Origin of the sequence: Barrientosiimonas humi (assembly GCF_006716095.1) — a bacterium.
GTDB classification, from domain to species: Bacteria; Actinomycetota; Actinomycetes; order Actinomycetales; family Dermatophilaceae; genus Barrientosiimonas; species Barrientosiimonas humi.
The window spans coordinates 1,320,343-1,340,801 of sequence record NZ_VFOK01000001.1 but is presented as its reverse complement, the minus strand read 5'-3'; the positions used below and the strand labels follow the sequence as shown (position 1 = coordinate 1,340,801).

Annotated in this window: 20 protein-coding genes; 10 read left to right on the top strand and 10 right to left on the bottom strand. The window is 72.1% G+C overall.

Annotation, left to right across the window (positions count from 1 at the left end; all coding sequences use genetic code 11):
• Positions 1-75: 75 nt before the first annotated feature.
• The gene (locus tag FB554_RS06290; protein WP_142005193.1) at positions 76-1,557 is read left to right on the top strand and encodes a glutamate-cysteine ligase family protein; all 1,482 of its coding nucleotides are present in this window, start codon (positions 76-78) and stop codon (positions 1,555-1,557) included.
• Positions 1,558-1,638: 81 nt separating this feature from the next.
• On the opposite strand, the gene FB554_RS06285 is transcribed toward FB554_RS06290, so the two are convergent.
• Complete coding sequence (locus tag FB554_RS06285) at positions 1,639-2,247, bottom strand: histidine phosphatase family protein (protein WP_142005192.1); 609 nt, start codon at positions 2,245-2,247, stop codon at positions 1,639-1,641.
• Positions 2,248-2,276: 29 nt separating this feature from the next.
• On the opposite strand from FB554_RS06285, the gene FB554_RS06280 reads away from it, so the two are divergent.
• Positions 2,277-2,711 carry an OsmC family protein gene (locus tag FB554_RS06280; RefSeq protein ID WP_142005191.1) on the top strand — a complete coding sequence of 145 codons (435 nt, stop codon included), beginning with the start codon at positions 2,277-2,279 and terminating at the stop codon, positions 2,709-2,711.
• A gap of 7 nt (positions 2,712-2,718) precedes the next feature.
• On the opposite strand, the gene FB554_RS06275 is transcribed toward FB554_RS06280, so the two are convergent.
• Positions 2,719-3,162 (bottom strand): SRPBCC domain-containing protein, encoded by a 444-nt coding sequence (locus FB554_RS06275; protein ID WP_142005190.1) that lies wholly within the window; start codon positions 3,160-3,162, stop codon positions 2,719-2,721.
• Positions 3,163-3,310: 148 nt separating this feature from the next.
• Between FB554_RS06275 and FB554_RS06270 the strand changes: the two genes are divergently transcribed.
• From FB554_RS06270 to FB554_RS06260, 3 genes are all read left to right on the top strand, one after another.
• Positions 3,311-3,931, top strand: coding sequence for an L-threonylcarbamoyladenylate synthase (locus tag FB554_RS06270; RefSeq protein WP_142005189.1), 621 nt, complete (start codon positions 3,311-3,313; stop codon positions 3,929-3,931).
• Positions 3,932-4,016: 85 nt separating this feature from the next.
• Entirely contained in the window at positions 4,017-4,793 is a 777-nt protein-coding gene (locus FB554_RS06265) for a 2-phosphosulfolactate phosphatase (protein WP_142005188.1), read from the top strand.
• 10 nt (positions 4,794-4,803) lie between these two features.
• On the top strand, positions 4,804-6,132 hold the full coding sequence (locus FB554_RS06260) for an MFS transporter (protein WP_142005187.1): 1,329 nt from the start codon (positions 4,804-4,806) through the stop codon (positions 6,130-6,132).
• A 72-nt stretch (positions 6,133-6,204) separates the two neighbouring features.
• Here the strand turns inward: FB554_RS06260 and FB554_RS06255 are convergent, their stop codons facing one another.
• From FB554_RS06255 to FB554_RS06245, 3 genes are all read right to left on the bottom strand, one after another.
• Positions 6,205-6,639, bottom strand: a complete 435-nt coding sequence (locus FB554_RS06255; RefSeq protein ID WP_142005186.1) for a hypothetical protein — start codon at positions 6,637-6,639, stop codon at positions 6,205-6,207.
• A 71-nt stretch (positions 6,640-6,710) separates the two neighbouring features.
• Entirely contained in the window at positions 6,711-7,799 is a 1,089-nt protein-coding gene (locus tag FB554_RS06250) for a methyltransferase domain-containing protein (RefSeq protein WP_236022305.1), read from the bottom strand.
• Positions 7,800-7,836: 37 nt separating this feature from the next.
• Entirely contained in the window at positions 7,837-8,967 is a 1,131-nt protein-coding gene (locus FB554_RS06245) for a DUF2332 domain-containing protein (RefSeq protein WP_236022304.1), read from the bottom strand.
• Between the two features lie 176 nt (positions 8,968-9,143).
• Between FB554_RS06245 and FB554_RS06240 the strand changes: the two genes are divergently transcribed.
• From FB554_RS06240 to FB554_RS06230, 3 genes are read left to right on the top strand one after another with little or no spacing between them, the layout of a single operon-like run.
• Positions 9,144-10,520: a MoxR family ATPase gene (locus tag FB554_RS06240; protein WP_142007461.1), complete on the top strand. Its 1,377-nt coding sequence runs from the start codon at positions 9,144-9,146 to the stop codon at positions 10,518-10,520.
• Entirely contained in the window at positions 10,517-12,544 is a 2,028-nt protein-coding gene (locus FB554_RS06235; protein WP_142005184.1) for a vWA domain-containing protein, read from the top strand. Before FB554_RS06240 ends, FB554_RS06235 begins: the two co-directional genes overlap by 4 nt.
• A 27-nt stretch (positions 12,545-12,571) precedes the next feature.
• Entirely contained in the window at positions 12,572-13,858 is a 1,287-nt protein-coding gene (locus tag FB554_RS06230; protein WP_142005183.1) for a glutaminase, read from the top strand.
• A 55-nt stretch (positions 13,859-13,913) separates the two neighbouring features.
• On the opposite strand, the gene FB554_RS06225 is transcribed toward FB554_RS06230, so the two are convergent.
• Positions 13,914-14,723 (bottom strand): nucleotidyltransferase domain-containing protein, encoded by an 810-nt coding sequence (locus FB554_RS06225; protein ID WP_170206796.1) that lies wholly within the window; start codon positions 14,721-14,723, stop codon positions 13,914-13,916.
• A gap of 82 nt (positions 14,724-14,805) precedes the next feature.
• Here FB554_RS06225 and FB554_RS06220 point away from each other — a divergent pair, with 82 nt between their 5' ends.
• Positions 14,806-15,285, top strand: a complete 480-nt coding sequence (locus FB554_RS06220) for an SRPBCC family protein (RefSeq protein ID WP_142005181.1) — start codon at positions 14,806-14,808, stop codon at positions 15,283-15,285.
• Between the two features lie 18 nt (positions 15,286-15,303).
• On the opposite strand, the gene FB554_RS06215 is transcribed toward FB554_RS06220, so the two are convergent.
• The 3 genes from FB554_RS06215 to FB554_RS06205 are packed head-to-tail and all read right to left on the bottom strand — an operon-like array spanning position 15,304 to position 17,097.
• Positions 15,304-16,233, bottom strand: coding sequence for a Dyp-type peroxidase (locus FB554_RS06215; protein ID WP_142005180.1), 930 nt, complete (start codon positions 16,231-16,233; stop codon positions 15,304-15,306).
• A 41-nt stretch (positions 16,234-16,274) separates the two neighbouring features.
• Positions 16,275-16,685, bottom strand: a complete 411-nt coding sequence (locus FB554_RS06210) for a VOC family protein (RefSeq protein WP_142005179.1) — start codon at positions 16,683-16,685, stop codon at positions 16,275-16,277.
• Between the two features lie 10 nt (positions 16,686-16,695).
• The gene (locus tag FB554_RS06205) at positions 16,696-17,097 is read right to left on the bottom strand and encodes a helix-turn-helix transcriptional regulator (protein WP_236022303.1); all 402 of its coding nucleotides are present in this window, start codon (positions 17,095-17,097) and stop codon (positions 16,696-16,698) included.
• Between the two features lie 93 nt (positions 17,098-17,190).
• Here FB554_RS06205 and FB554_RS06200 point away from each other — a divergent pair, with 93 nt between their 5' ends.
• On the top strand, positions 17,191-17,745 hold the full coding sequence (locus FB554_RS06200; protein ID WP_142005177.1) for a DUF4334 domain-containing protein: 555 nt from the start codon (positions 17,191-17,193) through the stop codon (positions 17,743-17,745).
• A gap of 134 nt (positions 17,746-17,879) precedes the next feature.
• Here FB554_RS06200 and FB554_RS06195 read toward each other — a convergent pair whose 3' ends face one another.
• Positions 17,880-20,378 carry an HNH endonuclease signature motif containing protein gene (locus tag FB554_RS06195; protein ID WP_142005176.1) on the bottom strand — a complete coding sequence of 833 codons (2,499 nt, stop codon included), beginning with the start codon at positions 20,376-20,378 and terminating at the stop codon, positions 17,880-17,882.
• Positions 20,379-20,459: the final 81 nt, after the last annotated feature.

Here is a 20,459-nt window from a genome sequence, read left to right as displayed (position 1 = left end):
TCACCCGAACGGCTGCCCTGACAGGCGCTACGCCGATGTGAGAGGTTGACGGCCAACCGTCGAGGGGAGTGTCCGATGGGCGCCGAGGTCAGCAGCACCAGCTACAGCCGTGAGCAGCGGCAGCGCTATCGCGAGAAGGTGCACCAGGACCTTGACGTGTTCGAGCGCATGCTCACCCAGAGCAGCTTCGAGTTCGACCGTCCGCTGACGGGCATGGAGATCGAGCTCAACCTCGTCGACGACAAGCTCGACCCGACGTTCACCAACGCGGCGGTGCTCGACAGCATCGCCGACCCGGACTACCAGACCGAGCTCGGGCAGTACAACATCGAGCTCAACGTCGACCCCCGCCCGTTGCCGGGCACGGCGGCTCTGGACCTCGAGAAGGACCTGCGCACCAGCCTCAACCGCGCCAACCAGCGCGCCGAGGAGGCCGGGGCGCACATCGTGGCCATCGGGATCCTCCCGACGCTCATGCCCGACCACTTCAGCACCGAGTGGATGAGCGCGAACGCCCGGTACGCCGCCCTGAACGAGGCGATCTTCGCCGCGCGCGGGGAGGACCTGTGGATCGACTTCGAGGGGCCGACGGGAGAGCGGCTCGCGACGTACGCCGACAGCATCGCTCCGGAGTCGGCGTGCACCTCGGTGCAGCTGCACCTGCAGGTGCAGCCGCTGGAGTTCGCCGACCACTGGAACGCCGCCCAGGCGATCTCCTCGATCCAGCTCGCCCTCGGCGCCAACTCGCCGTTCTTCTTCGGGCGGCAGCTGTGGCACGAGAGCCGCATCGAGCTGTTCCTGCAGGCCACCGACACCCGCTCGGTGGAGCTGAAGAACCAGGGCGTGCGGCCGCGGGTGTGGTTCGGCGAGCGGTGGATCACCTCGATCTTCGACCTGTTCGAGGAGAACGTGCGCTACTTCCCCTCGCTGCTGCCGGAGACCTCCGACGAGGACCCCGTCGCGCTGCTTGAGGCCGGCAAGGCGCCCGAGCTGTCCGAGCTGCGGCTGCACAACGGCACGGTCTATCGCTGGAACCGCCCGATCTACGACATCGTCGGCGGCCGCCCGCACCTGCGCGTCGAGAACCGGGTGCTCCCGGCCGGCCCGACGATCATCGACTGCATGGCCAACTCGGCCTTCTACTACGGCGTGATCAAGATGCTCGCGAGCAGCGACCGCCCGGTGTGGACCCGGATGAGCTTCGCCGCCGCCGAGGAGAACTTCCGCCAGTGCGCCCAGCGCGGGATCGACTCGCGGGTCTACTGGCCCGGCTACGGCGAGGTGCGCGCCGACGAGCTGACCGTGCGGCGGCTGCTGCCGATGGCGTACGAAGGGCTGGCCGAGTGGGGTGTCGCCTCCGAGGTGGCCGAGCGGTATCTCGGGGTCATCGAGGGGCGCTGCCGGGCCGGGGTCAACGGCGCCACCTGGCAGATCGAGGCGGTGCGCCGGTTCGAGGAGAAGGGCCAGGACCGCCCGACCGCGCTGCACTCGATGCTGGAGCGCTACCTCGAGGGCATGCACAGCAACGAGCCGGTGCACACCTGGGAGCTGCCGTAGGGCCGGGGGGTCTCGATACGTCCGCTCGTGCCTCGCGGACTACTCGACCAGCGTGGGTGGCCCGTGGGTGGGGCGTCAGCGTCAGCGGGCGTTCCAGCGCTCGATCGTCGGGATGCCGTGGTGCTGGCCGAGGATGCACAGGCGGCCGGCGTCCAGCTGCAGCTTGGCGCCGAACCGCGGCTCCTCGCGCAGCCAGACGGAGGTGAGGATGCGGCTGGCGTGCCCGTGGCCGGCCAGCACCACGTCGCCGCGGCGACGGTCCTCGTAGATCCGGCGCAGCACGTGGCTGGCGCGCGCGGCGACGTCCTCGACCGTCTCGCCGGGGGTGTCGCCGGGCACCACGCCGTCGGCGAAGATCTCCCAGGTGGGGTTGCCGATCTTCTCGCGGATCTGCGGGGTCGACAGGCCCTCGTAGCCGCCGTAGTCCCACTCCCGCAGGTCGTCGTCGATCACCAGGCCGGTGAGACCGGCGAGCTCGGCCGTACGCACGGCGCGGCTCAGCGGGGAGGAGTAGACCGCGGCGACGTCGAGCTCGGCCAGCCGGGGCGCGAGATCGCGTGCGGCCTGCTCGCCCTCGGGCAGGAGCGGCAGGTCGGTGGCTCCGGTGTGCTGCCCGGAGCGGCTCCACTCCGTCTCGCCGTGGCGAAGCAGGATCACGCGTCCCTGGGGCTGGCTCGATGCGCTGCTCACCGGGCCGAGGCTACTGGCAGGGTGTGGGCATGACGACGACCCCCGGCGACGCCCGCCGCTCGATCTCGCTCACCCGTGACTCGGCCGGCCGGTTCACGGCCACCAACGCCCGCGGCGGGACGCTGTCGTTCGGCAGCGGCGCCGACGACGACTTCACGCCGGTCGAGCTGCTGCTGACCGCGATCGCCGGGTGCTCGGCGATCGACGTCGACGTGTTCACCACCCGCCGCGCCGAGCCCACCGAGTTCGTGGTCGAGTGCGGCGGCGACAAGGTGCGCGACGACGACGGCAACCGGATGGGCCCGATCGACGTGACCTTCCGGGTGTCCTTCCCCGAGGGCCCCGACGGTGACAAGGCCCGCGCGATCCTGCCCGAGTCGGTGCAGCGCTCGCACGACCGGCTGTGCACGGTCAGTCGCACCGTCGAACTGCCGACGCCGGTCACCACGACGCTGGCCGAGTGAGCCGCGCTCAAGCGCGGGTGCGCACGGACGCGCGGACCATCTCCACGTAGTTGCCGAGGATCACGGGCCAGTCGCTGAACCGGTGCCGGTCGAAGGCGTTGGACGAGGTCCACCCGCCGTGCCGGAAGACCATGCGCGAGCCGGTGTCGTGGTCGTCGAAGGTCACCCAGACCGTGCTCGGCGTGCGCGAGGAGTGCGCGAGCAGGAAGGTGTGCTCGAGCCGCGCCCCGTGCTCGAGGGCGGTGACCTCGCCCCAGTCGTCGTGCTGACCCCCGCGGTAGCGAGCGTAGATGCGGCCACCGACACGCGGCTCGATCGTCACGCCCTCGAAGGTCGCCGGATCGGCGGTGTACGTGCCCGGCCACCACGCCCCGATGCCGTCGACGTAGACGAAGAACGCCTGCGCCGCCGGGCACGGCAGGTCGTAGGAAAAGACCAGCTCGTCTGACATGTAGGACTCCCCAACGTTCCAAACCCCCCGAGCCCTGGCGCGATCCTAAAGGGTGGAGGCGGCGTTCACAGCCGGTTCCTAGGAGTTGCCCAGCCCCGATCCGGCCGAGCCCTGGCGGACGAGCCGGGCGAGGTCGTACGGTCCGGGCATGGCGCGCTATCTGGACGTGCACCCGAAGGACCCGCAACCGCGACTGATCCGGCAGGCGGCCGACATCGTGCGTGACGGCGGGCTGATCGCCTACCCGACCGACTCGGCGTTCGCGCTGGGCGCCCGGCTCGGCAACGCCGACGGCAAGCAGCGGATCGTCGACATCCGGCACCTCGACGACAAGCACCACTTCACCCTGGTGTGCCGCGACTTCGCCCAGCTCGGGCAGCTGGTCCAGCTCGACAACCGGGTGTTCCGGGCGGTGAAGGCCAGCACGCCGGGGCCGTACACGTTCATCCTGCCGGCGACCTCGGAGGTGCCGCGGCGGTTGCTGCACCCGAAGAAGAAGACCGTCGGGGTGCGGATCATCGACCACCCGGTGGCGCGGCTGCTGCTGGCCGAGCTGGGGGAGCCGCTGCTGTCGAGCACGCTGCTGCTGCCCGGCGAGCCCGAGCCGCTCACCGACGGCTGGGAGATCAAGGAGCGGCTCGAGCACCAGGTCGACGCGGTCATCGACTCGGGGGAGTCGGGTCTGGAGCCCACGACGGTGATCGACTTCTCCTCCGGGACGCCCGAGGTGGTGCGGGTCGGGGCCGGCGACCCGACCCCGTTCGAGTGACCCGTCCGAGCCGACGCCGAGGCGTCTCCGCCGCGCTCGGCACGATCGCTGGCCCGCGGGGCGCGGCGGGGTGTCTGATGGCGGGATGGTGACGCAGCGCAGCAGCCGGGTACGCCTGGAGTGGGGGCCGATCGGCGCCGACCGCATCGTGGAGCCGGACTGCCTGGCGGTGGTCGTGGACGTGCTCAGCTTCACCACCGCGCTCACCGTCGCGGTGCAGGTGGGCGCCGAGGTCTATCCCTACGCCTGGGACCGCCAGGACCTCGGGACCTACGCCGCCGCGCGCGACGCGCACCACGCGGTGGGTCGCTACGAGGCGCAGCGCAGCGACTCGCTCACGTCGGTCAGCCTGTCGCCCCGTTCGCTCGCGGTGTCGTCGGGTCTGCTGCCCTCGCCCAACGGGTCGACGATCAGCTTCCGGCTGCGCGACTCGGGCGCGACCGTGGTCGGGGTGTCGCTGCGCAACCGCGCCGCCGTGGCGGCCTGGCTGGACGCTGCGCTGGAGGACGACCCGGCGCGGGTGCTGGCCCTCGTCGCGGCGGGGGAGCGGTGGGACGACGGGTCGCTGCGCCCGGCCGTCGAGGACCTGTGGGGATGCGGCGCCCTGCTGGCCGGGCTGCGCGACCGGGGTGCCGACGTGCTGCGGGAGGCGAGCCCGGAGGCGCACGTGGCGCTCGCGGCGTACGACGCGGTCGCCGACGACCTCGAGGCCGGGCTCGTCGCGTGCGACAGCGGGCAGGAGCTGGTGCGGGCCGGGTTCCGCGACGACGTGGTCGACGCGGCCCAGCTCGACGTGAGCGCGGTCGTGCCCGTGCTGTCCGGAGAGCGTTTCGTCGACGCCCGCCGCCCGCGCGGCGAGTAGGTTGCGGCGGGTGACCACCCCCGCGACCACCGGCGAGCTCACCCGCGCCGAGCGCCTCGACCGGCTGCCGTTCACCCGTCGACACACCCGGCTGCTCGTCGGGTCGGGCATCGGCTGGGCCCTCGACGCCATGGACGTCGGGCTCATCTCGTTCATCATGGTCGTCCTCGCGAAGCAGTGGGGGCTCAGCAGCGGCGAGCTGTCGTGGGTCGCCTCCATCGGCTTCGTCGGGATGGCCGTGGGCGCCTCGATCGGCGGCCTCCTCGCCGACCGCATCGGCCGGCGGTCGGTCTTCGCGCTGACCCTGCTGGTCTACGGGCTCGCCACCGGCGCGGCCGCGCTGTCGACCGGGCTCGTCATGCTGCTCGTGCTGCGGTTCGTCATCGGGCTGGGCCTCGGGGCCGAGCTGCCCGTCGCCTCGACCCTGGTCAGCGAGTACGCCCCGGCGCGCATCCGGGGCCGCGTCGTCGTCGCGCTGGAGTCGTTCTGGGCGGTGGGCTGGATCCTCGCGGCGATCATCGGGTACCAGGTCGTCCCGGCGTCCGAGGACGGCTGGCGCTGGGCGTTCGCTGTCGGGGTGGTGCCGGCGGCGTACGCCCTCGTCGTGCGGTTCGGGCTCCCCGAGTCGGTGCGGTTCCTCGAGCGGCGCGGCCGCACCGAGGAGGCCGAGGCCGCCGTGCGCGAGTTCGAGGAGTCGGCCGGCGTGGAGCCGGTGAGCTCCCCGCCGATGCCGGTCGCGCCGAAGCCGTCACCGGCCGAGGTGTGGTCGCCCGCGCTGCGCGTGCGCACCGTCTCGCTCTGGCTGGTGTGGTTCGGGGTGAACTTCGCCTACTACGGCGCGTTCATCTGGATCCCGACCTTCCTTGTCGCACAAGGGTTCCCGGTGGCCAAGTCGTTCGGGTTCACGCTCATCATCACGCTCGCCCAGCTCCCGGGGTACGCCGTCGCGGCCGTGCTCGTGGAGGTGTGGGGCCGACGCGCGACGCTCGCGACCTTCCTCGCCGGGTCCGCGGTGGCGGCGTGGGCGTTCGGCCAGGCCGGCACCGAGACGTCGATCCTCGTGGCCGGGTGCGCGCTGTCGTTCTTCAACCTCGGCGCATGGGGTGCGCTCTATGCCATCACCCCCGAGATCTACCCGACCTGGCTGCGCGCCACCGGCTCGGGCCAGGCCACCGCCTTCGGTCGCGTCGCCTCGATCGCGGCACCCCTGCTGGTGCCGGTGCTGCACGAGGCCGGCGGCACGGCGGTGGTGTTCCTCGTGCTCGCGCTCGCGTTCGCGGTGGCCACGGTCGCGACGTTCGGGCTGCCCGAGCGGCGGGGTCTCGCGCTGGAGGAGTGAGCGCGGGCTGGCTCGAGCGGTGCGCGCGGTCGGTTCGCTCGCGGCTGGTCGGCGCTCGGGCGGCTTGGTCGCTCAGGCGCCGACCACCAGGTCGTCGGGCGCCAGCACGACCACGCCGTCGTCGGTGGCCAGGTGCACCGGCCACCGTGGCGTCTGGTCGGCGAGCAGCTCGTGCAGGGCCCGCGCCCAGGCCCGGTCACCCTCGCGGATGCGCCCGGAGCCGGGACGGCTGAACATCACGACCACCGAGGCGTAAGGGATCGTGCCGGCGACCCTGGCCTCCTTGACGCAGTCGAACAGCCGGCCGACGCCGGTGGTGTCGACGCTCTCGGGCATGTCGTCGAACGGCAGGATCATCTTCATCGGCCGGTGGTCGTCGTCGAGGAACGACAGCCACAGCGTCCGCCGGCCGAAGCCAGGCTCGCCGACGATCGCCTCCCAGAGCGTGAGGAGGTCGTGGTGGGTGCGGATCGGGGTGGTGGGGATCGGGTCTCGGTTCGTGTCCATGGCCACCACTCTGGCGCGGATCGCGAGCTCGCCCCGGAAGTTATCCACAGGCCCCCGCCGTACGCCCTCGCTCACTCCCGCACGAGGCGCACCAGCACCTCGTGGTGGCGCGTCTGCGGGAACATGTCGAACACGCGCGCGTCCGCGACGGCGTACGTCGGCATGCGGGTGAGGTCGCGCGCGAGGCTCTCGACGTTGCAGCTGGAGTAGACGACCTGGGGCACGCCGCTGGCCTCGAGGGTCTCGGCGAGCGGCCCGATGCCGCGGCGGGGCGGGTTGACCAGGACGACCTCGGGCAGCGGTTCGTCGCGCAGCGTGGTGGCGGCATCGCCCACCCGGAAGTCGAAGGACGACAACGGGTTTCGCGCCATGAGATCCGCAGCCGACTGCCGGGCGGCGGCCACCGCGCCGGGTGCCACCTCGACCCCGGTGACCTGCAGCGGCACGCGCGCACCGACGCTCAGGCCGAACCCGCCGACCCCGCAGAACAGGTCCCACAGGGAGCGCGCGCCGCTGGCCGCGACCCAGTCACCCGCCTGCTCGTAGAGCTGCTCGGCGACGGCGGTGTTGGTCTGGAAGAAGCTGTCCGGTCGCAGGTTCAGGCTGACCCCGGCGACCGGCACGGTCAGCGTCTCGTGCTCGGTGAGCACGATCTCCTCCTCGCCCTCGAGCACCGCCTTGTGCGCGGGCTGCAGGTTGACCGAGACGACCGTGATCTGCGGCAGCGCGGCCTGCAGGTCGGGCAGCGCGCGCCGGATGCGGCCGAGCTGCCCTGGGGAGCGCAGCACGAAGCGCACCATGAGCGCGCCGGTGGGCGCGTGGGTGACGACGAGGTGCTTGAGCTCCCCGGTGCGCCGTGGCACGTCGTAGGGGACCAGCCCGATGCGCGCGACCTGCTCGGTGAGCGTCTGCAGCGCGTCGTGCAGGCCGGGCTCGTAGAGACCGCACCTGCGCAGGTCGACCCCCTGCTGGTCGCCGTCGAGGATGCCGAAGGTCGGCTCGTCGCGCGTGCCGCCGACCACCAGCTTCGCCTTGTTGCGGAAGTGCGACTCGGGTCCGAAAGCCGTTTGCTGCCAGGCACTCTCGGTGACCAGTCCGCCAAGCGTGTCGCGCACGTGGCGCTCGAGGTCGCGCAGCTGCAGAGCGAAGGGCTGCCCCATGAGCGTGCACGACCGGCAGAGATCGGCGTCGTAGTAGTCACACTGCACGGTCGCCTCCGCCCGGGAGCGGATCGAGCTCGACCCAGGCGCCGTGCGGGTGACAGTGGCCGTAGACCTCGGGAGCGACCTCCACGCCGTCGCGCCAGCGCCGCGCCGCCAGCACCGTGTTGACCTCGGCGTGCCCCGAGTCCCGTTGCGGCACACCGGGAACCGCGCCCGGAGGCTCGGCGGAGACCCAGGAGACCGGGGTGCCGTCGGCCGCGACCTGCGCCAGGTGCCCGGCGAGCTGGTCTCGCCGGGTGCGGTGGACGTACGTCAGTGCCCAGGAGGTGAGGACGACCAGGTGCCTCGCGGGCCCGGCCGACAGCGCGGCCTCCGCTGCGGTGGGGAGCGCGTCGACGATGTCGCCCTCGACCAGCTGTGGCGGGTCGTCACGCAGCACGTCCACGGCCGCCCGGAACCGTTCGAGCCGGCCCGGGAGGTCGGGCCACAGGCAGGCCTGGAGCCAGCGCACAGCCTCGTCGTCGAGCGAGACGGGGTGCAGGTCAACACCGACGCGGGACGCGACCGGGGGAATCAGCAACGACCGCAACGGGTCTCGTGACCGATCCTCGCCGTGGCAGCGCACCGCGGAGTCCGCCGGACCGGTGACGAGGTCACCGAGCCCGACGCGGTAGCGGTCGACCCCGAGCAGCAGTCCGGCACTGGCGCCGAGCTCGACCAGGCCCACCGGCAGGTCACCGACGTCGCGGCAGGCCAGGTGGAGCAGGGCCGCGACGTAGACCGCGCGGTTGACCTCGTTGGTCTGGGTCGTGCGGGTCGCGATCGTGCGCTCCAGCTCGGCGCGGTGCGCCACCACGGTGGCGCGCACGTCGGGCCACGGGTCGTCTCCATCTCCCAGCTCACCGGCCGCCGCCCGTGCGAACCAGGGCGCCGCCGGCACGTCCGGGCGGCGCAGCACCAGGTCGTGCAGGGCAGCGAGGAACAGGACGGGCCGGGCCTGACCCGGCCGGGCGACCAGCAGCATCCGGGCAAGGTCGGCTTCCGCGCTCATGGCGGAGGTGAGGTGGGCGTACAGCGGGAGGTCGGGGTAGTCGCGCGCGAACTCGGCGAAGAACCGGCGCACGTCGTCGACGGTCTCGCCGGCCCGGTCCACACGCTCAGCCACGGTTCCAGCCTAGGAGCATGTCGTCTCCTCGCCCGGGCACCCACCCGTCCGAACGGGTTTCGCTTCCCGGGATCGGGAGTTAGCGTCAAGAAGTGAGTCCAGATGCGAAGACCACCGCCCCTGACAGCTCGACGAACGACGTCCCGCCCCACGAGAGCGCGACCACCCCTCCGCAGATCGCGACCGCCGGTGAGCTGCGTGCCTCGGGGCACGAGCAGCGCACCCTGCGCGAGGAGCTGCGCACCAACCTGCTGACCAAGCTCGCCGCCGGCGAGGACCCCTGGCCGGGGCTGCACGGCTTCGAGGACACCGTCGTGCCGCAGCTGGAGCGCGCGCTGCTCGCGGGTCACGACGTGGTGCTGCTGGGCGAGCGCGGTCAGGGCAAGACCCGTCTGCTGCGCACCCTCGTCGGGCTGCTCGACGAGTGGTCGCCGGTGATCGAGGGGTCGGAGCTCGGTGAGCACCCGTTCGACCCCGTCACCCCCGAGAGCCGGCGCCGCGCCGACGAGCTCGGCGACGACCTGCCCGTCTCGTGGCGGCACCGCGAGGAGCGTTACGCCGAGAAGCTCGCGACGCCCGACACCTCCGTGGCCGACCTCATCGGCGACGTCGACCCGATGCGCGTGGCCGAGGGCCGGCGGCTGGGCGACCCCGAGACGATCCACTTCGGCCTCATCCCGCGCAGCCACCGCGGCATCGTCGCCATCAACGAGCTTCCCGACCTCGCCGAGCGCATCCAGGTCGCGATGCTCAACGTGATGGAGGAGCGGGACATCCAGATCCGCGGGTACGTGCTGCGGCTGCCGCTCGACGTCCTGGTCGTGGCCAGCGCCAACCCCGAGGACTACACCAACCGCGGGCGCATCATCACGCCGCTGAAGGACCGGTTCGGCGCCGAGATCCGCACGCACTACCCGCGGGAGCTCCAGGAGGAGGTCGCGGTGCTCCGCCAGGAGGCGCACCTCGTGGCCGACGTGCCCGACCAGCTGCTCGAGATCCTCGCCCGGTTCACCCGGGCGCTGCGCGAATCCCCTTCTGTCGACCAGCGATCCGGCGTCAGCGCCAGATTCTCCATAGCGGGCGCCGAGACCATCGCCGCCTCCGCGCTGCACCGCGGGACGGTGCGCGGGGAGGACGAGCCGGTGGCCCGCGTCGTCGACCTGGAGACGGCCGTCGACGTGCTCGGCGGCAAGGTCGAGTTCGAGGCGGGTGAGGAGGGCCGGGAGCGCGAGGTGCTCGACCACCTGCTGCGCACCGCCACCGCCGAGACGGTGCGTGCGCGGTTCAAGGGCATCGACCTCGGGCCGTTGGTGCGCTCCATCGAGGAGGGCTCCACGGTCACCACGGGCGAGCGGGTCACGGCCCGCGAGCTGCTCGAGGGGCTGCCCGCACTCGGCGAGTCCCCGCTGTACGACGACATCGCCGAGCGCTTCGACGCCACCACCGACGGTGAGCGGGCCAGCGCGATCGAGCTGGCTCTCGAGGGCCTGTTCCTCGCGCGCAAGGTCGACAAGGACACCGACACCCGCTCGGGAGAGACGATCTACGGATGAGCGCGCACGGACGCTCCAGCCGATACGGCCGCTACACCGGCGGCCCCGACCCGCTGGCGCCGCCGGTCGACCTGTCCGAGGCGCTGGACGCCATCGGGCAGGACGTCATGGCCGGATACAGCCCGGAGCGGGCGATGCAGGAGTTCCTGCGCCGCGGCGGGCAGCAGCAGCGGGGCCTCGACGACCTCGCCGCCCAGGTCGCGCAGCGGCGGCGCGAGCTGCTGCAGCAGCACGACCTCGACGGCACCCTGCGCCAGGTCAAGGAGCTGCTCGACAAGGCCGTCCTGGCCGAGCGCGGGCAGCTGGCCCGCGACGTCACGATGGACGACGGCGACCGGGCGCTGCGCGAGATGCAGCTGGACAACCTGCCGCCCTCGCCGGCGGCCGCGGTGAACGAGCTGTCCTCCTACGACTGGCAGTCCAGCGACGCGCGCGAGGCGTTCGAGCAGATCAAGGACCTGCTCGGCCGGGAGGTCCTCGACCAGCGCTTCCAGGGCATGAAGCAGGCGCTCGAGGGCGCCACCGACGAGGACCGGCAGCGGGTCGACGAGATGCTCAGCGACCTCAACGACCTGCTCGAGGCGCACGCCCGCGGCGAGGACACCGACGAGCAGTTCCAGCAGTTCATGCGCGAGCACGGCGACTTCTTCCCCGACGAGCCGCAGAACGTCGAGGAGCTCATCGACTCCCTCGCCGAGCGGGCGGCCGCCGGTCAGCGGCTGCTCAACTCCATGTCGCCCGAGCAGCGCCAGGAGCTCATGGAGCTGTCGCAGCAGGCCTTCGGGTCGCCGGCCCTGAGCCAGGCGCTCGACCGCCTCGACGCCAACCTGCGCGGGCTGCGCCCGGGCGCGGACTGGTCGGGCTCGGAGCGCTTCCAGGGCGACGAGGGCGTCGGCCTGGGAGACGGCACCGGGGTGATCCAGGACATCGCCGAGCTCGACGCGCTCAGCGAGCAGCTGCAGCAGATGTACGCCGGTGCCCGGCTCGACGACGTCGACCTCGACGCCCTCGCCCGGCAGCTGGGTGACGAGGCCGCGGTCGACGCGCGCACCCTCACCGAGCTCGAGCGGGCGCTGCGCGAATCCGGTTATCTGCGAAGGACTTCCGAGGGCGACCTGCGCCTGTCGCCGCGCGCCATGCGACAGCTCGGCAAAGCGTTGCTGCGCGACGTGGCCCAGCAGCTGTCCGGCCGGCAGGGCCAGCGCGACCTGCGCCAGGCGGGTGCCGCGGGCGAGCTGACCGGGTCCAGCCGCGAGTGGGCCTTCGGCGACACCGAGCCGTGGGACGTCACGCGCACGATCGGCAACGCCGTGCTGCGCACGGTGGGCGACGGGGGAGACCCGAGCACGGGCGTACGCCTGGACATCCGCGACGTCGAGGTCGCCGAGACCGAGGCGCGCACCCAGGCGGCGGTGGCGCTGTGCGTCGACACGTCGTTCTCCATGGCGATGGACGGCCGGTGGGTGCCGATGAAGCGCACCGCGCTGGCGCTGCACACGCTGATCAGCACCCGGTTCCGGGGCGATGACCTGCAGCTCATCAGCTTCGGCCGTGCGGCGCGACAGATGGAGATCGAGCAGCTGACGGCCCTGGAGCCCTGGCACGACAAGGGGACGAACCTGCACCACGCGCTGCTGCTCGCCAACCGGCACTTCCGCAAGCACCCGTCGGCCCAGCCGGTGCTGCTCGTCGTGACCGACGGAGAGCCGACGTCGCACCTGGAGCCCGACGGCGAGGTGTTCTTCTCCTACCCGCCGCACCCGCTGACGATCGCGCACGCGGTGCGCGAGCTCGACGCGAGCCGGTGGCTCGGGGCGCAGACGACCTTCTTCCGGCTCGGTGACGACCCAGGCCTCGCGCGGTTCGTGCAGTCGATGGCCGCGCGGGTCGACGGCCGCGTGGTCGCGCCCGAGCTGGACGACCTGGGCGCGGCCGTGCTCGGGAGCTACCTCGGCTCGCGCGACCCGGGCGACCCGATGTCCTACGACGCGTTCTTCGGCGGGCGGGGCTTCTGGGTGGGGTGAGCCGCGCCCAGTTGGCAGGATGGCCGCATGCGTTCACCCGTTCCGGACTACCTGCACCAGATCCTCGACGAGTGCGGCGGTGACAACTCGGGGGAGACGGCCGACTACATCCCCGAGCTCGCCGCGGCCGACCCCGAGGTCCTCGGCATCTGCATCTCGACCGTCGACGGCGTGCGCTACGAGGCGGGTGACGCCGAGACCGAGGTGTCGATCCAGTCGATCTCCAAGCCGTTCGCCTATGCCCTGGCCATCGCCCAGCACGGCCTGGAGCACGTGCTGGACCGGGTCGGGGTCGAGCCCAGCGGCGAGGCGTTCAACGAGCTGTCGCTCGAGCGCGACTCGGGCAGGCCGCTCAACCCGATGATCAACGCGGGCGCGCTCACGACCCACGCGCTCATCGGCGACACCGGGGCTAGCGCGGACGAGCGCTTCGAGCTGGTCCGCCAGGGCATGTCCGCCTTCGCCGGCCGGGAGCTGCAGGTCGACGAGAAGGTCTACGACTCCGAGCTGCGCACCGCCTATCGCAACGAGGCCATCGCGAACATGCTCCGGTCGTACGACGTCATCGGACAGGAGCCGCACGACGTCGTCGCCGGATACACCCGCCAGTGCTCGCTGCTCGTCACCGCGCGCGACCTGGCGGCGATGGCCGCGACGTTCGCCAACGGCGGGGTGCAGCCGATCACGGGCGAGCGGGTGATCGAACGCGACGTCGTTCGCCAGGTGCTCAGCGTGATGATGACGTGCGGGATGTACGACGCCGCCGGCGACTGGATGTCGACCATCGGATTCCCTGCGAAGAGTGGGGTTTCCGGCGGCATCCTCGGGGTGCTGCCGGGTCAGGTCGGGATCGCCACGGTCTCGCCGCGGCTCGACGCGCACGGCAACAGCGTGCGTGGGGTGCGGCTGTGCTCGCGGATGTCGCGCGACATGGGCATGCACATCATGGAGGCGCCCGAGCCGGCCCGTGCCGTCGTGCGTCGCGACCGCACGCTGCGCGGTCCATCGGGTCAGCTGGTGCGGGTCGTGAGCCTGCAGGGAGCGATCCAGTTCAGCGGTGCCGAGCGGGTGCTGCGCGCGCTCGAGGGCAGCCTCGGCGACGTCGACCGTCTCGTGCTCGACCTGCGCCGCGTGGCGTCGCTCAACAACGTCGCCGAGCGGATGCTCGCCGAGGCCGTGCGCCGGGCGCAGCACGACGGCATCGACGTCACCGTGCTCGACCCGGAGAAGCGGCTGCCGGACCCCGACGAGGGGCAGCCGGTCCCGGAGTACTCCGACGACCTGTCCGACTTCGCGGACCACGAACGCGTCTGATCCACGCATGCCGGGCGAGTAGCGCGTGAGGGACGAGCGCGCGTATCGAGACCCCTCAGCCGAAGATCTCCAGCTCGACGCCCCAGTCGTCGACCACGTCCTGCAGCACGGTGCTACCCGACGCCGCGTCGTGAGCCAGACAGCGCTCCCGGACCCGGGCGTACGTCTCGCGCAGCGCGGCCGGATCGCCATCCATCGTGGCGTCGAGCAGCCGCAGCAGGTCCTCGCCCGGCCAGTGCGGGAGCGGGTGCTCGCGCAGCTCCCACGGGAGGTACTTGTGGTACGGCCGGACCCGCCCCTCGAGGGTGAACACGACGTCGAGCAGCCAGGGGATCGACTCGACCGCGTCGAGCCGGGCCTCGCGCCGGCGACCGTCGCGGTCGGACTTCAGCGACCGGTAGGCGTAGTTGACCCAGCCGTCGAGCCGGTCGTGGTCGAGGAGGATCTGTCGCTGCTCGTCGGCGTCGACCGCCGCGAGCCGCGCGACCGCCGGCTCGATGCGTCCACCGGTGCGGTCGAGCAGGGTGACGGCGTACGCGAACGACCAGCGGTACCACCACCCCTCGCTCGCGAACGGCGAGACGTCGTCGAGGTCGGCGAGAGTCGTGGGGATCTCGTCGACGACGGGGCTGCGGGTGGTGGATCGGCCGGTCTCCTGCGCGTGGACGACGTAGACGTCGAGGTCGCTGCGCTCGGTCGCCATCCCGCGCGCGACCGACCCGGACAGCACTATGCCGAGGAAGTCGGCGCCGTGGTCGCGGTCGTTACGGCTTGCCACCTCGTGCAGGAGGGCCCGCTGGGCCGACGTGAGGATCAGGTCGGGCGGGACGCTCAGCTCGGGAGCGATCGGATCGGGCGTGGTCACCCGGGCAGCGTGGCAGGCGTACGTCGGTGGCCGCCTGGCCTTTTCGCCCACCCCCGTCGGCGGTCGTTGCTTTGATGGCCACATGACCAACGACGACGACCTGTCCGGCACCACCCAGGTGGTGCGCGCGACCCGCGAGGTGCGAGCCACCCCGGAGACGATCTTCGAGCTCATCGCCGACCCTGCCCGGCAGCCGGAGTGGGACGGTAACGACAACCTCGGGCAGGCCGACGCCGGCCAGCGGGTGCGGGAGGTCGGGGACGTCTTCCGCATGGTGCTGCTGGGCGGTGACAAGGTGCGCGAGAACCACGTGGTGGAGTTCGAGGAAGGGCGGTTGATCGCCTGGCGCCCCGCGAGCGAGGGTGAGGCCCCGGCCGGTCACCTGTGGCGCTGGGAGCTGGAGCCGACCGGTGACGGGGCCACCCGGGTGACGCAGACGTACGACTGGACCCAGCTGACCGACGAGAGCCGGATGGCGCGCGCCCGGTCCACCTCGCCGGCCATGCTGCAGGCCTCGCTCGACCGGCTCGCCGAGCTGGCCGAGGCGACCGAGCGGGGTTGATGCGTCAGGGTTCTCGCGTCAGCCGCGCGGCGTGGGATCGTCCAGGAAGTCGACCGACGGGACGAAGAAGAGCGCGCCGGTCTTCGGGGTCGAGAAGTCGAGGATCCGGTCGTAGGTGCCCGGCGGGTCGCCGATGAACATGTTGCGCAGCATGTGCTCGGTGACGCTCGGGTCCTTGGCGTACCCGATGAAATAGGTGCCGAACTCCCGCTCGCCGACCGAGCCGAACGGCATGTTGTCGCGCATGATCTGCAGCTGCTTGCCCTCGGCGTCGTGGATGACGTTGAGCTTGATGTGCGCGTTGGCGGGCTTCGCGTCGTCGTCCATCTCGACGTCGTCGAGCTTGCTGCGGCCGATCGCGTCCTCCTGCTCCTCGACGCTGAGGGCGTCCCAGCCGGCCATGTCGTGCAGGTACTTCTGGACGATGACGTAGCTGCCGCCGGCGTACGCCGCGTCCTCCTCGCCGATGGTCACGGCGTCCTCGGCCCTGTCGCCCTCGGGGTTCTCGGTGCCGTCGACGAAGCCCAGCAGGTCGCGCTCGTCGAAGAACTTGAACCCGTGCACCTCGTCGATGATCTCGGCGTGCCCCTCGAACTTCTTCCCGAGCAGACGCGCCAGCTCGAAGCACATGTCGAGCCGGCCCGAGCGCAGGTGGATCAGCAGGTCGCCGGGCGTGGAGACGGCGGTGTGCTTGTCGCCCTTGATCTCCTCGAACGGGTGCAGGCCGCGCGGTTTCGGCAGGTTCGGGAACAGTCGGTCCCACAGCTGCGAGCCGATGCCGACGACGCAGAGCAGGTGCTCGTCGGGCTCGCGGAACGCGACCGACCGGGTGAACCCGGACATTCCGGTCAGGAGGTCTCGGACGGCCTCCTCGCTGCCGTCGTTGACCGTGAGGGTGAGGAACATTGCCGCTCGCGCCGGGGGCGCCACCAGTTTCTGGGTTGCCACGGGCCCGACGCTATCTGCTCGCTCACGCGAAGGCCCGGTTCTCAGCGCTGCTGGATGCGCAACAGGTTGCCTGCGGGGTCGCGCACGGCGAAGTCGCGGATGCCGTAGGGCTGGTCGGTGGGCTCCTGGACGATCTCGACGTCACCGGCCTGCACCTGCTCGAAGGTCTGGTCCACGTCCGCCGTCGCGAGGAGCAGGCTGGCGTACGTGCCCTTCGCCATCATCTCGGCGATCATCGCGGCCTCGTCCTCGGTGATGCCCATGCCGTCAGGCGTCGGGGGAGTGAGGACGATCGAGGTGTCGGGCTGGGCGGCCGGGCCGACGGTGATCCAGCGCATCTGCTGGTATCCCACGTCCTTGCGGATCTCGAAGCCGAGCAGGTCGCGATAGAACGCGATCGAGGCCTCGGGGTCGGTGTGCGGCAGGAAGCTGGCGGAGATGTTGAGATCCATGGGCGCAACGCTAGGACCGCTGTCCCAGCGGTGCTTCTCGATTCCTGATCGGTCGGGTCACGCGCCCGGCCACGCACGCGGGGATGCCTTCGGTCGACGTGCCCGCGGCCGATCTGGCGGCATCGCGGCGATAGACGCTCGGCGGCACGCCGACCAGCTCGGCGAAGCGGGTGCTGAACGTCCCGAGGGAGGAGCAGCCGACCGCGAAGCACACCTCGGTCACGCTCAGGTCGCCCCGCCGCAGCAGCGCCATCGCGCGCTCGATGCGCCGAGTCATGAGGTAGGAGTAGGGCGACTCGCCGAACGCCGTCCGGAACTGTCGGCTGAGGTGCCCCGCGGACAGATGTACGCCACGGGCCAGGTCCGCGACGTCGAGCGGCTGTGCGTAGTCGCGGTCGATGCGGTCACGCACCCGACGCAGTCGCGCCAGGTCTTCGAGGCTCGGGCCGCCGGCCCGTTACTGGCTCACGCTCACGCCTGGATCGTGGCACGTAGCGTGGTCCGCATGCAGGCTCACGACGTGCTCCCGCACGTGCCCGCCGACGCGGGGGATGCCTTGGCGCTGTTCGACGGCCTGGCAGCGTTGGAGCCGGCGGCGCTGCGCGGGACCTGGCGTGGCGCGGAGGTGCCGACCGGCCACCCGATGGACGGTCTGCTCGCGCTGACCGGCTGGTGGGGGAAGCGCTTCGTCGACGCCGAGCGGGTCGATCCGCTGCTGTTCCCGAGCCGGGACGGCCGGTCGCTGTGGCCGATGAGCCCGGTGGTGGCGTTCGGCGCTGCCGAGATCAGCGACCGGTTACGGCCGCTGCGGGCCCTGGCCAGTCCGGGCCGCGTCTCGATCGCCCGGCCAGGGCTGCGGGCGCGCGGACCGAGGGCGCGGTTGCGCACGACGCGCTACCGCGGCGTGGACTCCGCGACGATGATCTACGACCAGCTTCCGATCAACGACGCCTTCCGGCGCATCGATGAGGACGCCGTGCTCGGGGCGATGGACATGCGCGGGGCGCAGCAGCCGTACTTCTTCGTGCTGCGGCGGGACTGCTCGCTCCCGGTGTCGTAACCCGTGTCGTGCATGCGCGCGACCCGGCTGGCGGCCTGGGCCGTGCGAGCCCGGGCGCTGGTTCTCGCGGCGCTGCCCTCCCAACAGGTCTCGGCCCCGTCAGCGGGGTGGCTGCGCCCAGCGGGTGGCGGTGCTCAGAAAGGTGGCGGGGCGTCGAGGAGGTCGGCGTGCTGGGGGTAGGTGAAGCGTTGTTCGCCGGTGATGGCGGTCCAGGTGCAGATGCCGTCGGGGGTCATGGTGACGGTCCAGGCGCCGGACTGCTTGGCGCGGTGGTGGGCGCGGCACAGGCACTGCAGGTTGCTGCCGGTGGTCTGGGCGTCGGGGTTGTCGGGGTCGTAGGGGTTGACGTGGTCGATGTCGGCGTGCTCGGCGGGGCGGGTGCAGCCGGGGAAGCGGCAGGTGCCGTCGCGGAGCCGGATCGCCTCGGCCAGGGCGTGGCTGGGTTTGTAGGGGGTGCGGGCGGGGGAGGGGCCGGTGAGCAGGGCGCCGGTGGTGGTGTCGAGCAGGGCTCGCCGCAGGGTCAGGCTACCGGCGCGCAGGATGGCGGTGATGACGTCGGCGGGGATGACGCCCAGGCCGGGGATCTGGACGTGGTCGATGCTGCCGGGGCGGTGGAGCACCTCGCGGATCGGCGGCAAGGGGTCGTCGTGATGGTCAGGGGCAGGCGCACCGGGGTCGTCGGGTGTCCTGGTCATGCGGTCGGGCGTGGCTGCAGCGGGGCTGCGGGTCGTGGTGAGGTCGAGCAGCACGTTGCCGGGCACGTGGGCGATGGTCAGCCTGCCGCGCGGACCGGTGACCGCGGGCGGGGCGCCGGACGGTGCCAGACGCGTGTCGGGTCCACGACTCGGCCTGGCGTCGCGCGGCGCCGTGCCCTTGGGCGGGGCGTCGGACGGCGCGGGACGCGTGTCGGGTCCGTGACTCGGCCTCGGGCCAGGGGCCTGCTTGTCGAGGCCGGCGAGGTCGAGGCCGTGGAGGTTCTGCGCGTGGTTGCTGCTCGGCGGGTCGCTGTCGGGGCGGTCGGTGGGTATGTCGTGGTGGTCGAGGAGCCGGATGAGGCTTTCCTCGACGACGGAGCGGGTGCGTTCTGCGCGGCGTAGCTGGTCGGCGACGCGGTGCATCCACGCGGTAGGGACACGGTCGGGGACCTTGTCGGGCAGGTCGGCCAGGAGCTCCTCCACCCGGTCGCGAGGCACCAGCTCCCGCGGGCCAGGGGGCACTGCGGGCACGCCAGCACTGCCGGGTGTCGCAGGAGCCCGGTCCGATCCTGTCCTGGGCGGTCCGGCCTGGGCAGCGTCGGGACCGAACCTCCACGTCGGGGGCGGATCCGTCGGGTTGGCAACAGGTTTCGGCGGTCGTGACGGGTCCGTGGCCGGTCGCGGCGTGACCGTCTCGGGCGGTGCCGTCGTCTTCTGGACGCTGGGATCCTGGGTCTCCGGTTGCGGTTCTGCCACCGGCGCAGGCGCCTGTGTTGCCGGCGGTTTCGGTTCTGCGGCCGGGGTGGCGGGGAAGGGGATGATCGGGACCAGGAGGGTGGCGGTGGTCTCGATGCTGGCCTGGGCCATGAGCAGGTCGCGCAGCGCGTCGGTGCGGCACTCGCCGAGCTTGGGCAGGGGGTTTTCTCCACCTTGCGCGCCGACCGGGACGTCCTCGGCCGCGTCGGCGGCCTGGGTGGCGGCGCGACGGGCGGGGTCGCAGTCGGCGTCGTGCACGGCGCCGAACCCGCCCGATGCGCAGCACGGCTGGCGGTGGGTGGTGCGCGGGCAGCAGCCACACTCACCGGTCCGCTGCTCCTGGCGCGCGTCCCGCTGCTGCGCGTCCTGCTGCTGCTGTTCGTGGTGGGTCTTGCGGGCGGTGGTGTGGTAGCGCCAGGCGAGGGCTTCCAGGGCTTGTTGCATGGTGACCGCGTCGTGGGTGCGCAGGGTCGCGTTCATCACGCTCAGCCCGGGCAGCGGGCCGGGGGAGAACCACACCCCGAGCCGGTCGCGGGTGGCGCGTTCCCGGGCGACGGGTTCGGCCTCGGGGCGGGCGGCGTAGACCGCGGCCTTGGCGACCTTGCCCAGCCGGGACGGGGGCAGGTCCTCGATCCCGCGCAGCAGCAGCTGGTGCTCCACTCCCTGGGCGGTGCTGCGCCGGTGGGCGGGTTCGACGTCGACCAGCGCATCACCCACGGCCTCGACCTGGGCCCGGGACAGTGCGCCGGTGGCCATCGCATCGACCAGCTGGGGGAAGAACGCGACCGCCTCGACCGCCTGGGCCAGCACCCGCCGGGCGGTGACCGGCCCCAGCGCGAGCAACCCTTGCAGGTCGGCCGCGGCGGTGTCGCGCACCCGCCCGGTCGGGCCCTTGCGCAGCGTGTACGTCGACCGGCCGGACTCCGGGTCGTACACCGTGTGCGTCTCGGTCGCGGCGTGCTCGGCCAACCGGTGGGTCTGCACCGCCGAAGCAGTATTGATCAGCTCGTGCAGCGCCCCGACCTGGGCCAGCACCGTCGCCGGGTCCAGCTCACCCTCCCCGGACCGGTCCGCCTCCGGCGCGATGCCACCCGAGACCCGCGTGTAGGCCGCCTGCAACGCAGCCGAGGCCACCGCGAGCAGCTCGCCCGTGGTGTGCTCCGCAGCATCCAGATCGACCATGCAACACAACCTAGAACCGACCACTGACAAGCCCTCGAAAACCCCGCCAAACCAAGGAAATCAGCGTTCCGAGCGATAGGT

Excerpts from the sequence above, each read along its gene's own strand:
- FB554_RS06250 (WP_236022305.1), bottom strand. The coding sequence starts at position 7,799 with ATGGGGCAGCCCTTCGCTCTGCAGCTGCGCGACCTCGAGCGCCACGTG.
- FB554_RS06200 (WP_142005177.1), top strand. The coding sequence starts at position 17,191 with ATGCAGGCTCACGACGTGCTCCCGCACGTGCCCGCCGACGCGGGGGAT.
- FB554_RS06210 (WP_142005179.1), bottom strand. The coding sequence starts at position 16,685 with ATGGATCTCAACATCTCCGCCAGCTTCCTGCCGCACACCGACCCCGAG.
- FB554_RS06275 (WP_142005190.1), bottom strand. The coding sequence starts at position 3,162 with ATGTCAGACGAGCTGGTCTTTTCCTACGACCTGCCGTGCCCGGCGGCG.
- FB554_RS06290 (WP_142005193.1), top strand. The coding sequence starts at position 76 with ATGGGCGCCGAGGTCAGCAGCACCAGCTACAGCCGTGAGCAGCGGCAG.
- FB554_RS06280 (WP_142005191.1), top strand. The coding sequence starts at position 2,277 with ATGACGACGACCCCCGGCGACGCCCGCCGCTCGATCTCGCTCACCCGT.
- FB554_RS06195 (WP_142005176.1), bottom strand. The coding sequence starts at position 20,378 with ATGGTCGATCTGGATGCTGCGGAGCACACCACGGGCGAGCTGCTCGCG.
- FB554_RS06265 (WP_142005188.1), top strand. The coding sequence starts at position 4,017 with ATGGTGACGCAGCGCAGCAGCCGGGTACGCCTGGAGTGGGGGCCGATC.
- FB554_RS06270 (WP_142005189.1), top strand. The coding sequence starts at position 3,311 with ATGGCGCGCTATCTGGACGTGCACCCGAAGGACCCGCAACCGCGACTG.
- FB554_RS06220 (WP_142005181.1), top strand. The coding sequence starts at position 14,806 with ATGACCAACGACGACGACCTGTCCGGCACCACCCAGGTGGTGCGCGCG.
- FB554_RS06255 (WP_142005186.1), bottom strand. The coding sequence starts at position 6,639 with ATGGACACGAACCGAGACCCGATCCCCACCACCCCGATCCGCACCCAC.
- FB554_RS06230 (WP_142005183.1), top strand. The coding sequence starts at position 12,572 with ATGCGTTCACCCGTTCCGGACTACCTGCACCAGATCCTCGACGAGTGC.
- FB554_RS06235 (WP_142005184.1), top strand. The coding sequence starts at position 10,517 with ATGAGCGCGCACGGACGCTCCAGCCGATACGGCCGCTACACCGGCGGC.